The sequence below is a fragment of the Roseateles sp. P5_E11 genome (genome assembly GCF_054049355.1).
Genome location: NZ_JBFUMO010000109.1, coordinates 1 through 13,804 on the forward strand (window position 1 = coordinate 1; position 13,804 = coordinate 13,804).

Sequence of the window (13,804 nt, forward strand, 5' to 3'; positions counted from 1 at the left end):
GTCGAGAAGAACATCGCCGCTTTGGGCACGCTGCTGCAGTTGAACCCTGCCGAGCGGGCCATCCTGCTCTACGGCACCCTCGCCCGCTACCAGCGTGAGCTGCGCGGGGCGCTGGTCGAGTTCAAGGTCAACACCGCGCAGGAAGCCTTCGCGGCAATCGCCGCCGTTGCCGGCGTGGACGAACGCGAGGTCGCCGAGGCGCTGCGCGCCGGTTCACGCCTCGAGCGCATCGGCATGGTCGAGAACCTGATCTCCGAGCACAACATCACCGACCTGGCCGACCTGATGAAAGTCAGCGACCAGCTGCCGCCGGTGCTGATGCGCGAATACCAGGGCCCGCATGATCTGATGGCCGTCTTCACGCGGCCCGCCACGCTGAGCACGCTGGGCGCCAGCGATTTCCAGTTCGTCAGCGACGACCTGGGCTTGCTGCAAGGCCTGTTGCGCCAGGCCGTCACCACGCACGCGACCGGCGTCAACGTGCTGCTGTACGGTCCGCCGGGCACGGGCAAGACGGAGCTGGCCAAGGTGGCTGCCGCAGCTGCGGGGCTGGATCTGTACGAGGTCGAGTATGCCGACCGCGATGGCAACTCACTGTCGGGCCGCGACCGCTACCGTTCGCTGCAGATCAGCCAGGTCTTCCTGAAGGCCAGCGCCAATGTGGCCCTGCTGTTCGATGAGGTCGAGGACGTCTTCCCGCCGCTGTCCAGCGACACCGCCTCGCTGCTGAACCGGCTGGACGCCAGCGGCGAAGGCGGGGTCGGCAACTCGGTCAGCGGCAAGGCCTGGGTCAATCAGATCCTGGAAACCAATCCGGTGCCCGTCATCTGGGTCACCAACCGCATCGAGCAGATCGACCCGGCCTTCCGGCGCCGCTTCCAGTACCACCTGGAGCTGAAGTCGCCGCCGCCCGGCGCCCGCAAGGGGCTGGTGGCCAAGGCGCTGGGTGAAGTGCCCGTCAGCGAAGGCTTCATCGCCAAGCTGGCCGAGCGCCCGGGCCTGACGCCCGCGCAGATCCGCACTGCCGTGCGCTTCGCCCAGTTGGCCGGTTCGGCCGACGACGCCGAGAAACTGATCGAGCGCCAGCTGCTGAACGCCGACAAGGCCCTGGGCCGCGACGACGGCAGCAGCATGGCCCGGCCCTGCGTCACCAGCTATGCGCTGGATCTGCTGAACTGCGAAAGCCGCTTCGAGATCCCGCGCATCGTCGAGGCATTGCGCCGCAAGGGCGCGGGTCAACTCTGCTTCTACGGGCCACCCGGCAGCGGCAAGACCGCCCTGGCTGAACACATCGCCCAGGCCCTGGGCCGGCCGCTGATGGTGCGCCGTGCCAGCGACATCGCCAGCAAGTTCGTCGGCGAGACCGAGCAGAACATGGCGCGCATGTTCGAAACGGCCCAGACCGAAGGCGCCGTGCTGCTGCTGGATGAAGCCGACAGTTTCCTGCGCAGCCGCAAGCATGCCGAGCGCAACTACGAGGTGTCGGAGGTCAACGAGATGCTGGCCGGCATGGAGCGCTTCAGCGGCCTCTTCATCTGCACGACCAACCTCTTCGACGACCTCGACGAGGCGGCGCTGCGGCGCTTCGCGTTCAAGATCCGCTTCAAGGCGCTCAAGCCCGAACAGCGCGTGGCGATGTTCGAGCGCGAGGCGGGCGCCGCCCCGGCCGATGAGCAGCGCTCACGGCTTGTGGCGATGGATTGCCTGACGCATGGCGACTTCGCGGCCGTGCGCAACCAGGTCGAGATCCTTGGCGAGGCCTTCACGCCGGATGAGTTTTTGGCTCAACTGGAGGCGGAGCATCGAGCGAAGCCTGAAGTCCGCGAACGCAGAGGCATCGGGTTCAGAGCGGCTTGAAGTAGTAGGTCGTCGAGCAGAACGGCCCTTCCGGCATCAATGCGTAGTTCGGAATGTCGCCCGCTCGCTGCCAACCCGTTCTCTCATAGACCCGCGAAGCATCGCTGCCGGTGACGGTGTCCAGCACCAGCGTCGTCTTGCCCAACTCACGAGCCTTTACCTCCAGCGCCCGCAGCAGGTGTTCGGCCACACCCTGCCGGCGCGCGCTGCGATGAACCAACATCTTGGACACGTCGGCCCTGTGCGGCTGGTTGTCGGGCATGTCGACGACGAGAGACAGCGTGCCGCACGCCCGCCCGGCGTCATCCAGCGCCACGAACAGGTGCCACTTGCCGTCAGCCACCTGCCCTGCCACGCCTTGCCAGAACACCCGAGCACGTTCGGTCGACAGGTCGGCCATAAAGCCCACTGAGGCGCCACCCGCCACGCAGTCGAGCAGCACAACGGCCAGTTCGTCCATGCGCGCCTCGGCCTGCGCCGCATCCAGTTCTTTGATCGTGACGGCCATGTCTAGTTCCTTGCCAAAACACACCGCCGCCGCGTTGCCTGCGTAGCGGCCGAAGTTGTCGATGCGCCGGTAGCCATGCCGCTCGTAGAACGACACGGCGCGGGTGTTCACGGCGCGTGTTTCCAGCCACAGGGCGCGGTAGCCCAAGTGCCTCGCAGATGACTCCAAATGAGTCAGCAACGCCGCGCCGACACCGTGCGAGCCGGGGCGGGCGTACATGCGCTTGAGTTCCGCCACACCATCTTGCAGCGGTCGCAGGGCGCCGCAACCCAGCGCCGCGCCGGCCTCGTCCTGTGCGATGACGAAACGGCTGCGCGGCCCGCGCACGTCGTCGGCCGCGAAACCGCTGCGCCCGCTGTCGCCGGTGATCGCCTGCAGTGCAGCGGACAACTCGTCCAGCAGCAAGCGCGCGTCAGTGTGGTCCGGAGCGACAGTGACGAGGTTCAGCGCCATGACTTGGCCCCGCTCAAGGCCACGAGGTAACGCGCCGGCTTGGTTCCAGGATTGTGGAAACGGATGGGCGCATCCAGCCGCATCGCCAGGCAGTCGCCCGGGTTCAGCTGCCACTGCTCGCTGCCGTGGCCGATCTCCATGGCGCCATCGATCATCCAGACGAGCTGGTGGATGTCGGCATCACGCTCCGAGGTTTCGAAGGAGACGCGCTGGCCGGCCGGGAAGATGACGTCCACCAGTTGCAGTGGCGACACGCCGGCGGGCGACACATTGCGGCGGCGGTAACCCGAGGCCGGGTCGTCCCAGACGGGTTGCTCGGCTACACGCGCCAGCGGCGAGGGTGTGGTCGGTGCCGGACCAGCCTCGAACATCGACGCGACGCTGACGCCGAGCGCCGACGAAAGCTTGTCGAGCACCACGGCCGTCGGGCTGCTCTGGCCGCGCTCGATCAGCGAGATGTTGGAGCGGCTGACGCCACTCTTGTTGGCCAGTGCGTCGAGCGACAGGCCGGCAGCCGAGCGCAGTTCGTGCAGGCGATGGCCGATGCGTTGCGTGATATCCATTCATCCAGTTTACTGGAATTTGTTTTCCATCAAAATGGAATTGCACGTTCAACGACGCGGCGCCAGGCCGGATCGGGCCAGCGGCGGCCAAGGCGCCAGGCGGCGTGGGTGAGCTTGATGGCATGGGCATCGTCCTGTTCGCAGGCCGCCGCGATCAGCGCCGGCCAGGGGCGGCTGGGTGGGCGGTCGAGCATCAGCGCCGGCTCGGCGCCGCTGGCCAGCAGGCCGGCAGCAGCGGCGACGCTGAAGCCCCGCGCCAGCTGGGGCGCCGGCCACCAGGGCTCCAGCACCACCATCGCGTGGCTGGCCGTCAGCAGATGCAGCACGGTGAAGTTGCCGGTCGCCGCATAGGTGCGGGCCGCCAGCAGCGCCAGGTCGCGCAGTGCGTCCGGCCCATGGCGCAGCCGCCCGGCGACTGCGGCGAAATCCGGCGATTCGCCCCAGGCCTGCATGCGGCCGTGGATCAGCGCACCTGCCGGGTAGGCCGGACGCGACAGCTTGCTCAGCGCCGGCAGCCAATCGGCCAGTTCCAGCGGCGGGCCGTCGGCCGTGGTCGGCAGCGGCAGGAAGTGGGCCGCCCAGTGCGCAAGGCCAGCGGCCAGCTCGCCCTCGTGGCCGGCCAGCACCGCATGGCCGGTGCGGATCAGGCCATGGAAGGCGATGGCACCGACACCAGGCAGCAGCAGGGACAGAGCCTTGCGCAACGTGCCGGCCGCACCGATCTCCGCAATGCGCGCCGCGAAGTGAGCATGCCAGGCGGTCTCGCTGTCGGGTCGGCCCAGGTCGCGCTCGACCGTGACGCTGCCCGGGCGAGCAGCGACGCGTGGTTCGAGGTGGACTTCGTAGCTTTCGGTCCAGGCCTGCAGCCGCGCCGCCGAGGCGCCCAGCTCCAGCAAGGCCTGCTGGGCCATGGGCAGGTGGTTGCTCAGTCGGCCCCGGTAGGTGGGCGCCAGCGCCGCACCGGCGTCGAGCAGATGGTGCAACTGGGCCAGCGTGGCGGGCGCGGGCAAGGCGGTCTTGGTCAGCATGGCGGCTCTTGGCTGTGGGAACATGGCGCCATGCTCGAAGTTCAAGTGGACTTGAAGTCAAGCGCCATGGAGTCCGCCGCACCGCTGACCATCGGCCAGTTGGCCAAGCGTGCCGGCGTGGCGGCCAGCGCACTGCGCTTCTACGAGGCCGAGGGCCTGATCGCTGGCGGCCGCAGCGCTGGCGGGCACCGGCAATACCCGCGCCACGTGCTACGCCGGGTGGCCTTCATCCGCGCAGCCCAGGTGGTGGGGCTGACGCTGCCGCAGATCAAGGCGGCGCTGGCCACCCTGCCCCAGGGCCGCACGCCCACCAAGGCGGATTGGACGCGGCTGTCGGCCGGCTGGGCGCCGTTGCTGGACGAACGCATTGCGGCCCTGCAGCAGCTGCGTGAGCGGCTGACGGGCTGCATCGGCTGCGGCTGCCTGTCGCTGAAGGCCTGTGCCCTTTACAACCCTCAGGACGTCAAGCGCAGTGAGGGTGCCGGAGCGAGGCTTCTGCGCATCGAAACCGCGACTTGACCCCTTGGCGACGGCGGGTGAGCACTTCCCGGCGAAAATACCCGGGTTAACCCGCCAAACCGTCCGCCCAACCGTCCGCAAGAACGACCGCCATGAGTGCCTTCCACGAAGAGACCGTCCTGACCGTCCACCACTGGACCGACCGCCTGTTCAGCTTCACGACGACGCGCGACCAGGCCCTGCGTTTTTCCAATGGCCACTTCACGATGATCGGCCTCAAGACCGAGACGGGCAAACCGCTGCTGCGCGCCTACAGCATCGTCAGCGCCAACTATGAAGAGCAGCTGGAATTCCTCAGCATCAAGGTGCCGGACGGCCCGCTGACCTCCAAGCTGCAGCACATCAAACCAGGCGACAAGATCATCGTCGGCCGCAAGCCCACGGGCACGCTGCTGATCGACTATCTGCTGCCGGGCAAGAACCTCTATCTGCTGGGCAGCGGCACGGGCCTGGCACCCTTCATCAGTGTCGCGCGCGACCCCGAGACCTATGAGCGCTTCGAGAAGGTCGTCGTCGTGCACGGCGTGCGCCATGTGAACGAGCTGGCCTATCACGACCACCTCACGGTCGACCTGCACCAGCACGAATTCCTCGGCGAATTCGCTGCCGAGCAGCTGCTGTACTACCCGACGGTCACGCGCGAGCCCTTCAAGAACATGGGCCGCATCACCGACCTGATCCAGACCGGCAAGCTGCAGGCCGACCTGGGCCTGCCGCCGCTTGATCCCGAGACCGACCGCATCATGCTGTGCGGCAGCCCCGCGCTGCTGAAGGACATGCAGGAGATGCTGGAGATCCGCGGCTTCAAGGAAGGCAGCACGACGACGCCGGGCGACTACGTCATCGAGCGCGCTTTCGTCGAGAAGTAGGGCGCCCCTCGCCCGGTCTTGCCCAGCTGTACGCGGGCAAGCCCAGTCGGTCCCCCGAGGGGTCGGCGATGCAAGCGGCATTGAGCCGCTTGCACATCGCCTGCGGGCCGGCTTGGGAGCGGCCCGGCGCTCGGCCCACAGGAAAACGCAGACGCCTCCTCGAAGGCGCCTACATTCCCTTGAACAAGTGGGTGTAGCTGCGGCTGACTTCGAGCTTCTCGGTCAGACCGCGCACCCCCACCAACTGGCGGCCGCGGAAGTCGCGGGTGATGCCGTCGATGGCGCGCGCATTCACAAGCGTGGAGCGGTGGATCTGCCAGAAGACCTGCGGGTCCAGCTCGTCCACCAGCTCCTTGATGGGCTTGCGGATCAGGGCCTCGACCTTGGCTGTCTGCACCCGGGTGTACTTCTCGTCGCTGATGAAGAACAGCACGTCCTCGACCGGGATCATCTGGATGGCCTGGCCGACCGTGGCCTGGATCCACTGCAGATATTGCGGCTTGCCAGCCGGGTTCATCTGCCCCGACAGCTTGTGCAGTAGCTGCTGCAGCGGCACCGGCGCGCTGTCGCTGAAGTCGTTGGAGGGCGCCTCGCGCTGGGCCAGGCGCTTCTTGATGCGAGCCACCGTCAGCTGCAGGCGCTCGCGCTCGGCGGGCTTGAGCACGTAGTCGGCCACACCCTGCTCGAAGGCTTCGACGGCGTACTGGTCGTAGGCCGTGATGAAGACGATCTCGGGCACCAGCCAGTCGTCGTCCCCCGAGCCCTCCCCCTCATCTCCCATTTGGGCGATCTGGCGGGCGGCCTCGACGCCCGTCAGGCCCGGCATGCGGATATCGAGGAAGACGATATCGGGCTTGTGCTCCTTGGTCAGCTCGACCGCCTCGAGGCCGTTCTTTGCCTCGGCGACGATGTCCAGCTCGGGCCAGACCTCGGTCAATCGGGCGCGCAATTGCTCGCGCATCAATCTTTCGTCGTCGGCCAGAACGGCGCGGATGGGTGCTGCAGTGTTCATGCCGACGATGCTACTAGCTCAGACCGGCGTCGACCTGCTCGCGTTCGCGCGGCGGCGGTTGCGCATGACGACGAAGAGCAGCAGGCCGAGCAGGATCAGCGGCGAGCCGAGCACGGCGCCGACGCCGAGCAGGCTGGCCACGACCAGGGCCAGCACGCCGCCGACGATGAGCAGCGGCAGGGCCACGCCCAGCAGCAGCACCAGTGGCACGACGATGACGCAGATGATGCCGGCGACGAACAGGCCGATGGTCGCGCCCAGCCAGTCGCCGACATCGCTGCCGCCGAGGAAGAACTCGCCGTCGTCCAGCACGATGTGCATGTCGGGGCCGCCATGGTGGAGCAGCGCAAAGCCGCCGAACATCGCCATCAGGACCATCAGCGCGGTGCCGATGAACAGAATCTTGAACAGGGTTTTCATGCCGTGGCTCCTTCGTCGTTGCGGCTGCGATAGGGCACGGTGATCGTGACGACCGTGCCACTGGGTTGGTTCTCGGTGACGGTGACGCTGGCGCGGTTGCCGTGCAGCAGTTGCAGGCGTTCGCGGATATTGGCCAGGCCCACGCCGGTGCCCGAGGTGGCGGCCCGGCCAAACCCCAGGCCCGTGTCGGCGACCGTGACGGCCAGCTTGCCGTGCACGATCTCGGCCTTGACCTTCAGCGTGCCGCCCTCGGCCTTGGGCTCCAGGCCATGCTTGATGGCGTTCTCGACCAGGCCCTGAATCATCATGGGCGGGAATTCGGCCGACAGCAGGCCCTCGGGCACATCGATCTCGGTCTGCAGGCGCTCTTCCATGCGCACCTTCAGGATCTCGAGGTAGGGCCGGATGACGGCCAACTCGCGGCCCAGGTCGCGGGTGGCGGTGGCGTTGGCCTCACGCATGGTGGGCATGGAGGCCCGCAACAGCGCGATGAGGTTCTTCTGCATCTGGCTGGCACGCGGCGGGTCGGTCTCGATCAGGTGATCGATGGAGGCCAGCGTATTGAACAGGAAGTGCGGTTCGACCTGGGCCTGCATGGCGGCCATGCGGGCCTCGATGACCTGGCGYTTCAGGGCTTCGCTCTCGGCGTTCTCGGCCGCCTGGGCGGCCTTGACCTCGGCCTGAATGCGGCCCTTGTACATCGCCTTGATGACGGCGGAGGCCAGGATCCACAGGATGGCCAGGTCGACCAGGGAGTCGCCGGCATGCACGATGGTGACGCGCTTGCGGCTCTGCGCGTCCTTGGCTTCCTCGGCGGCCTGCTGCAGGGCGGCCTGGGCGTCGGCGGCGGCTTCCTGGGCTTCCTTGACCTCCTCGGCCTCCTGCTTGAGCTGGCTGAGCTGCTCCTTGGCCTGGTCGATGGCGGCGCGGATGTCCTCGGGACGGGCGCTCTTGGGGAAGTCGATGGAAATGGCCGGGGCCTCGTTGGCCTTGGGCTCGCCGTCGTCGCCTTCGGCGGCGCTGGCTGCCGAGGCTGCGGAGCGCACGGGCTGGATGCGCACACCACGCTCGTCGATCTTGACCTCGTAGTGAACGCCCTTGTCGGCCACCTTCTTGCCGTCCTTTTCGGCCCTGTCGACCGCCTTGCGGGCCTGGTCGGCAGCCTTTTTGGCCTCGGCCTCGAGCTTGGCCTGGCGGCGCACGGCGCCGTGGTCATGCTCCTCGACCTGCTCGCTGATGCGCCAGGTGAAGGGAGGCAGGTTCTTCAGCACGTTGACGCCGATCAGCAGCGCCAGCGACAGCAGCACGAAACGCTTCCAGCTGATGCCGACCAGCCAGCCGGCGTAGATGTGGAAATACCGCACCACGGTGGCGGAAAAACGCTGCCAACGCTCGATCCAGAGCTTTTGCTGGGGGCTGGGGGAGAAGGAGGGAGTCATGGCCGGGGTCTGTCGTTGGGAGTCACTGTACGCAGGGGCTTTGGGCGGCGCGGGCCCGGCGCGACACTCCGGCCGGGACGCATGACGAACTGCATGGGGCTGCGACAGGCCGTGCCGGTCGGCGTGACACCGCCGTGAAGGGCTCGGGAATAGTTCACGGACCACACAGCAAAAAGCCCGCCAGAGGCGGGCTTGCAGAGGGCGTCGGCAGGCAGATTACTGCTTGATGGCCTCGACCTGGACCAGCAGGCGGATGGCGTCGGGCGTGACGGCCGGCATCGCATAGACGATGCCCCATTGGCTGCGCTGGATGGTGGTCTCGAAGTCGCCGCCGCAGACCTCGCGCTTCAGGCGCGGGTTCTCGTAGCAGTTGAAGTTGGTGGCCGTCAGCGTGACCGGGTTGGTCTTGCCGCGCAGCGTCAGCTCGCCGGAGACGCTGGCCACCTTGTCGCCGTTGAAGCTGAACTTGTCGCCGACGAACTTGGCCGTCGGGAACTCCTCGACGGCGAAGAAGTCCTTGCTCTTCAGGTGGCCGTCGAACGGGGCCGTGCCGGTCGTGAGGGAGGCCATGTCGATGGTGAACTCGACCTTGCCGGTCTTGGCGGCCTTGTCCAGCGTGACCGTGCCTTCCTTCTTGTCCCAGCGGCCGCGCAGCGTGCTGGTGCCGAAATGCTTGGCTTCGAAGGTGACCGCGGTGTGGCTGGGATCAATGGCGTAGGTGGCGCTTTGGGCTTGAGCGGCGCCAGCGGCGGCGATCAGGGTGGCAAGCAACAGGGCATTCTTCATCGTGAAGGTCTCCGGGGGGTGGGAAGAGAGGGGTGGGAGGTTACAGGCCGGCTAGATGCCGGAAAAGGACAGTTTGAACTTCACGGTCACGTCGTTGGCGACCATCGACGTGTCGGCCCATTCGCCGTCACCGATCTTGAAATCCAGGCGCTTGATGGCCACGCTGCCGCTGGCCACGCCAGAGGCCAGCGTGAGGGGCACGACGACATCGCGGCTGGCGCCCTTGATGCTCAGCTTGCCGGCCACGTCGTACTTGCCGGGGCCGGTGGCCTTGATGCCGCTGGACACAAATGTGGCCTTGCCGTTGCGCTTGGTGTCGAACCAGGGCGTCTTGGCGAGCTCGGCGTCGAAGCTGGCGTCGCCCAGGGACACGCTACCCAGGTCCACCGTGAAGGCGATCTTGCCGGCCTCGGGCTTCTTGGTGTCGAAATCGAGCTGGGCTTCGAACTTCTTGAACTTGCCGTCCACCGGCACGCCCATCTGCTTGAAAGTGAAGCTGAGGTCGCTCTTCTCGGGCTGCAGCGTGGCGGCCTGGGCGGCCAGGGCGCTGGTGGCGATCAGCAGGGCGGAGATCAGGCGTTTCATGAAGTCCTTTCAGGTGCGGTTTAGTTGCGACCCAGGCCCATGCGGGCAAGCAGGCCATCACGGTCGATGAAGTGATGTTTGAGGGCGGCGCCGACATGGCCGGCGACGAGCAGGCCCAGGCCGTAGGCGGCGAAGTGGTGCACCAGCTTCAGCGTCTCGGCGAGTTCCTTGTCCTTGCCCACGAAGTCGGGCAGCGGCAGCACGCCGAACCAGACGATGGGAAAGCCCGCCGCCGAGCTGTAGGCCCAGCCGGACAGCGGCACGGCAAAGAACAGCACATAGAGCAGGTTGTGCGTCACATGGGCGGCGCGCAGCTGCCAGGCCGGCATGGGGATGTCGGCTGGCGGGCGATGGGTGAGGCGCCACAGCAGGCGCAAGGCGGACAGCGTCAGGATGGTGACGCCGGCCCATTTGTGCCAGTTGTAGAGCTTGAGCCGTGTCGGCGAGAACGGCAGGCTGGTCATGTACAGGCCCACGCTGAAGGCGCCGACGATGGCCAGCGCCAGCAGCCAGTGCAGCGCGATGGCGATGGGGGTGTAGCGGGTGGCAGGGCTCATATGGGTTCGCAGTGTGTTCCCGGCAGAGGGGGGAGCGGTTCATTGGCGTTGTCGCCAATGTTCAGCGATTTTGAACGGCTCGGGGGTGGTGCGTGCAATCCCGTGGGTTTGACCCAGTTGCGCACCGACTACGCCCAGCCAGACTCAGCCTCAGCGGCGCGCGCCCGGCCGCAGGTTCTGTTGAAGGCGCATTCAAAACATCCATTGGAGACAGCCCATGACCCAGAAACCCAGCGCTCGCCGTCGTTTCATCAAGACGGCCGCGGCCACGACGGCCGGGGGCGCCGCCCTGGCAGCCCCCATGATCTCGAAAGCGGAGACCGTCAGCCTGCGCTTCCAGTCGACCTGGCCGGCCAAGGACATCTTCCACGAGTACGCCCAGGACTTCGCCAGGAAGGTCAACGACATGGCCGGCGGCCGCCTGAAGATCGAGGTGCTGCCGTCCAACGCGGTGGTGCCGGCCTTCCAGCTGCTCGAGGCCGTCAACAAGGGCACGCTGGACGGCGGCCATGGCGTGGTGGCCTACCACTACGGCAAGAACTCGGCGCTGGCGCTGTGGGGCTCCGGCCCGGGCTTCGGCATGGACCCGAACATGCTGCTGGCCTGGCACAACTACGGCGGCGGCGAGGCCCTGCTGGAGGAGATCTACAAGTCCATCAGCATGGAAGTGGTGTCCTTCCTGTACGGCCCGATGCCGACCCAGCCCTATGGCTGGTTCAAGAAACCGGTGGCTAACCTGGACCAGATGAAGGGCGTCAAGTTCCGCACCGTGGGCCTGGCGGTGGACCTCTACACCGAGCAGGGTGCGGCCGTGAACCCGCTGCCGGGCGGCGAGATCGTCGCGGCGCTGGACCGCGGCCTCATCGATGCGGCCGAGTTCAACAACGCCACCAGCGACCGCATCCTCGGCTTCCCCGACGTGGCCAAGAACTGCATGCTGCAGAGCTTCCATCAGAGCACCGAGCAGTTCGAGATCCTGTTCAACAAGGGCAAGTACAACGCGCTGCCGGCCGAACTGAAGAAGATCATCGACTACGCGGTGCAGGCTTCCAGCGCCGACATGAGCTGGAAGGCCATCGACCGCAACTCCAAGGACTACGCCGAGATGAAGAAGGGCGGCGTGGCCTTCTACAAGACGCCGGACGCCATCCTGCGCAACCAGCTCGAATCCTGGGACAAGGTGATCGCCAAGAAGTCGGCCGAGAACCCGCACTTCAAGAAGGTGCTGGACAGCCAGCGTGCCTTCGCCCTGCGTGCCGGCCAATGGCAGAACGACTACCTGGTCGACTTCAAGATGGCCTGGAACCACTACTTCGCCAAGAAGGGCTGAAGTCCCACTGAGCGTGTCAATCGACGGGCCCTTCGGGGCCTGTCCTGCATGAGGGGTGATGCGATGGATGTGCAGAAGCTGCTGCATCGGGTGGACGGCATCAGCACGTGGGTCGGCAAGGCCTCCGCCTGGCTGATCGTCGTGCTGATGCTGATGGTGGTGGCCGAGGTGTTCAAACGCTACGCGCTGAACATGCCGACGGCCTGGATCTTCGACGCGAGCAACATGCTCTACGGCACGCTGTTCATGATGGGCGGCGCCTACGCGCTGGCTCACGACGGCCACGTGCGCGGCGACTTCCTCTACGGCCGCATGCGGCCGCGCACTCAGGCCTGGCTGGACCTGGTGCTCTACGTCGTGTTCTTCCTGCCGGGCATCGGCGCGCTGACCTGGAGCGGCTGGACCTACTTCGGCGACTCGCTGCGCATCCACGAGACCACCTTCAACGCCACGCCGCTGCCGGTCTACCCCTTCAAGGCCATCATCCCGCTCGCCGGCGCGATGGTGATGCTGCAGGGCCTCGCCGAGATCCTGCGCTGCATCGTCTGCATCCGCACGGGCGAGTGGACGCCACGGCTCAAGGATGCCGAGGAGATCGACGTCGTCGAGCAGCAGCTGGCGGCCAGCACGCATGTGGACGCCGACGCAGCCCGCGAGGCGATCGACCGAGCCAAGAACATCGACGACATCGCGCGTCAGCGCACCACCAGTGAGGGCAACCAGCATGAGTAACGCCGCTCTCGGCCTGACCATGCTCAGCCTCATCGTGGTCGTCATCCTGCTGGGTTTCCCGACGGCGTTCACGCTGATGGGCCTGGGCATGCTGTTCGGCTTCGTCGCCTTCTACGACCCCGGCCAGCCCTGGCTGGACAACCGCATCTTCGATTTGATGGTGCAGCGCGCCTACGGCGCGATGAACAACGACACGCTGCTGTCGATACCGCTCTTTGTGCTGATGGGCTATGTGATGGAACGCGGCGCGCTGGTGGACAAAATGTTCCACAGCGTGCAGCTGGCCTTCCGGCGCCTGCCGGGATCGCTGGCGGTCACGACGCTGGTGATCTGCACCTTCTGGGGCATTGCCAGCGGCCTGGTCGGCGCGGTCGTCGTGCTGATGGGCGTCATCGCGATGCGGCCCATGCTGAAGGCCGGCTACGACACGCGCCTGGCGGCGGGCGTCATCACGGCCGGCGGCACGCTGGGCATCCTGATCCCGCCCTCCGTGATGATCATCGTTTACGCGGCCGTGGCCGGGCAGTCGGTCGTCAAGCTCTACGCGGCGGCGATGTTCCCGGGCTTCTTCCTGGCCTTCCTGTACCTGGTCTACGTGATCGGTTGGTGCATGATCAACCCGAAGGTCGCGCCGCAGTTGCCGCCGGAGCAGCAGCGCGCACCGATCTCGCCGGCCATCGCCGCACTGGCCGATCGCTATTCGCCGCGCATGCTGTGGGCACTGCTGAAGGCGGTGCTGTCTCCTTCAGGCGCACCCATGGGATGGGGCCGGCTGCTGGCCAGCCTGCTTCGCGCCCTGGTACCCGTGTGGCTGGCCCTGGTCTGCCTCGGCACGACCTGGTGGTACGTCACCGACTACACGCAAAAGACCGAGGTCAGTGCGCCCGCGGCGATGCAGAAGCTGGATGCGCCGGCCGCACCCGGCGGGCTGCAGGAGCCGCCGAGCCCATCGGGCGGCCTGGCCGAACCGCCAGGGGCCAGCGGCGGGTTGCAGGAACCRCCCGGTGCCCTGGCCGAACCGGGCGCAGCCAAGCCCGCCGCCGACGAGCCGCTGCAGCGCATGGGTGGCGCAGTCAGCGAAGCACCCCGACCCGAGGCCGTACCGAAGAACTTCTACACGGGCTTCGCCATCGTCTGCGTGCTGAC

15 protein-coding genes and 1 pseudogene are annotated in these 13,804 nt (G+C 67.0%); 6 read left to right on the plus strand and 10 right to left on the minus strand.

Going from position 1 to position 13,804, the window contains the following annotated elements; translation table 11 throughout:
* A partial coding sequence (locus tag ACXJKR_RS10765; RefSeq protein WP_457322846.1) for an ATP-binding protein occupies nt 1-1,857 on the plus strand: 1,857 nt, incomplete at its 5' end.
* Here the strand turns inward: ACXJKR_RS10765 and ACXJKR_RS10770 are convergent.
* From ACXJKR_RS10770 to ACXJKR_RS10785, 4 genes and pseudogenes are all read right to left on the minus strand, one after another.
* Entirely contained in the window at nt 1,844-2,365 is a 522-nt protein-coding gene (locus ACXJKR_RS10770) for a GNAT family N-acetyltransferase (RefSeq protein WP_457322857.1), read from the minus strand. The genes ACXJKR_RS10765 and ACXJKR_RS10770 overlap by 14 nt on opposite strands.
* A gap of 78 nt (nt 2,366-2,443) precedes the next feature.
* Nucleotides 2,444-2,818, minus strand: a pseudogene (locus ACXJKR_RS10775) (GNAT family N-acetyltransferase); the annotation flags it as partial.
* A complete protein-coding gene (locus tag ACXJKR_RS10780) occupies nt 2,809-3,381 on the minus strand; it encodes a helix-turn-helix domain-containing protein (protein ID WP_457322847.1) in 573 nt (190 codons plus the stop codon). The pseudogene ACXJKR_RS10775 and the gene ACXJKR_RS10780, both read right to left, overlap by 10 nt.
* 29 nt (nt 3,382-3,410) lie before the next feature.
* Nucleotides 3,411-4,409 (minus strand): questin oxidase family protein, encoded by a 999-nt coding sequence (locus ACXJKR_RS10785; protein WP_457322848.1) that lies wholly within the window; start codon nt 4,407-4,409, stop codon nt 3,411-3,413.
* A 30-nt stretch (nt 4,410-4,439) separates the two neighbouring features.
* On the opposite strand from ACXJKR_RS10785, the gene soxR reads away from it, so the two are divergent.
* Nucleotides 4,440-4,928: a redox-sensitive transcriptional activator SoxR gene (soxR, locus tag ACXJKR_RS10790; RefSeq protein ID WP_235531787.1), complete on the plus strand. Its 489-nt coding sequence runs from the start codon at nt 4,440-4,442 to the stop codon at nt 4,926-4,928.
* Between the two features lie 92 nt (nt 4,929-5,020).
* Nucleotides 5,021-5,797 carry a ferredoxin--NADP reductase gene (locus ACXJKR_RS10795; protein ID WP_457322849.1) on the plus strand — a complete coding sequence of 259 codons (777 nt, stop codon included), beginning with the start codon at nt 5,021-5,023 and terminating at the stop codon, nt 5,795-5,797.
* 169 nt (nt 5,798-5,966) lie between these two features.
* Here ACXJKR_RS10795 and ACXJKR_RS10800 read toward each other — a convergent pair whose 3' ends face one another.
* The 6 genes from ACXJKR_RS10800 to ACXJKR_RS10825 form a co-directional block, all read right to left on the minus strand.
* Nucleotides 5,967-6,809: a LytR/AlgR family response regulator transcription factor gene (locus ACXJKR_RS10800; RefSeq protein WP_457322850.1), complete on the minus strand. Its 843-nt coding sequence runs from the start codon at nt 6,807-6,809 to the stop codon at nt 5,967-5,969.
* Nucleotides 6,810-6,827: 18 nt separating this feature from the next.
* Nucleotides 6,828-7,229: a hypothetical protein gene (locus ACXJKR_RS10805; RefSeq protein ID WP_457322851.1), complete on the minus strand. Its 402-nt coding sequence runs from the start codon at nt 7,227-7,229 to the stop codon at nt 6,828-6,830.
* The gene (locus tag ACXJKR_RS10810) at nt 7,226-8,668 is read right to left on the minus strand and encodes a histidine kinase (protein ID WP_457322852.1); all 1,443 of its coding nucleotides are present in this window, start codon (nt 8,666-8,668) and stop codon (nt 7,226-7,228) included. Before ACXJKR_RS10810 ends, ACXJKR_RS10805 begins: the two co-directional genes overlap by 4 nt.
* 216 nt (nt 8,669-8,884) lie before the next feature.
* Complete coding sequence (locus tag ACXJKR_RS10815; protein WP_056191784.1) at nt 8,885-9,454, minus strand: YceI family protein; 570 nt, start codon at nt 9,452-9,454, stop codon at nt 8,885-8,887.
* 51 nt (nt 9,455-9,505) lie between these two features.
* Nucleotides 9,506-10,039, minus strand: coding sequence for a YceI family protein (locus tag ACXJKR_RS10820; RefSeq protein WP_056191782.1), 534 nt, complete (start codon nt 10,037-10,039; stop codon nt 9,506-9,508).
* Between the two features lie 20 nt (nt 10,040-10,059).
* Nucleotides 10,060-10,596: a cytochrome b gene (locus ACXJKR_RS10825; protein ID WP_457322853.1), complete on the minus strand. Its 537-nt coding sequence runs from the start codon at nt 10,594-10,596 to the stop codon at nt 10,060-10,062.
* Nucleotides 10,597-10,813: 217 nt separating this feature from the next.
* On the opposite strand from ACXJKR_RS10825, the gene ACXJKR_RS10830 reads away from it, so the two are divergent.
* The 3 genes from ACXJKR_RS10830 to ACXJKR_RS10840 all read left to right on the plus strand — a co-directional run.
* On the plus strand, nt 10,814-11,926 hold the full coding sequence (locus ACXJKR_RS10830) for a TRAP transporter substrate-binding protein (protein ID WP_457322854.1): 1,113 nt from the start codon (nt 10,814-10,816) through the stop codon (nt 11,924-11,926).
* 63 nt (nt 11,927-11,989) lie between these two features.
* Nucleotides 11,990-12,658 (plus strand): TRAP transporter small permease subunit, encoded by a 669-nt coding sequence (locus ACXJKR_RS10835; protein WP_457322855.1) that lies wholly within the window; start codon nt 11,990-11,992, stop codon nt 12,656-12,658.
* Nucleotides 12,651-13,804: TRAP transporter large permease subunit (locus tag ACXJKR_RS10840; protein ID WP_457322856.1), on the plus strand; the 1,154-nt coding region annotated here is incomplete at its 3' end. The genes ACXJKR_RS10835 and ACXJKR_RS10840, both read left to right, overlap by 8 nt.

Coding starts and splice junctions, on each gene's coding strand:
- ACXJKR_RS10805 (WP_457322851.1), bottom strand. CDS start 7,229: ATGAAAACCCTGTTCAAGATTCTGTTCATCGGCACCGCGCTGATGGTC.
- ACXJKR_RS10795 (WP_457322849.1), top strand. CDS start 5,021: ATGAGTGCCTTCCACGAAGAGACCGTCCTGACCGTCCACCACTGGACC.
- ACXJKR_RS10835 (WP_457322855.1), top strand. CDS start 11,990: ATGGATGTGCAGAAGCTGCTGCATCGGGTGGACGGCATCAGCACGTGG.
- ACXJKR_RS10800 (WP_457322850.1), bottom strand. CDS start 6,809: ATGAACACTGCAGCACCCATCCGCGCCGTTCTGGCCGACGACGAAAGA.
- ACXJKR_RS10815 (WP_056191784.1), bottom strand. CDS start 9,454: ATGAAGAATGCCCTGTTGCTTGCCACCCTGATCGCCGCCGCTGGCGCC.
- ACXJKR_RS10770 (WP_457322857.1), bottom strand. CDS start 2,365: ATGGCCGTCACGATCAAAGAACTGGATGCGGCGCAGGCCGAGGCGCGC.
- ACXJKR_RS10820 (WP_056191782.1), bottom strand. CDS start 10,039: ATGAAACGCCTGATCTCCGCCCTGCTGATCGCCACCAGCGCCCTGGCC.
- ACXJKR_RS10780 (WP_457322847.1), bottom strand. CDS start 3,381: ATGGATATCACGCAACGCATCGGCCATCGCCTGCACGAACTGCGCTCG.
- ACXJKR_RS10830 (WP_457322854.1), top strand. CDS start 10,814: ATGACCCAGAAACCCAGCGCTCGCCGTCGTTTCATCAAGACGGCCGCG.
- ACXJKR_RS10825 (WP_457322853.1), bottom strand. CDS start 10,596: ATGAGCCCTGCCACCCGCTACACCCCCATCGCCATCGCGCTGCACTGG.
- ACXJKR_RS10785 (WP_457322848.1), bottom strand. CDS start 4,409: ATGCTGACCAAGACCGCCTTGCCCGCGCCCGCCACGCTGGCCCAGTTG.
- soxR (WP_235531787.1), top strand. CDS start 4,440: ATGCTCGAAGTTCAAGTGGACTTGAAGTCAAGCGCCATGGAGTCCGCC.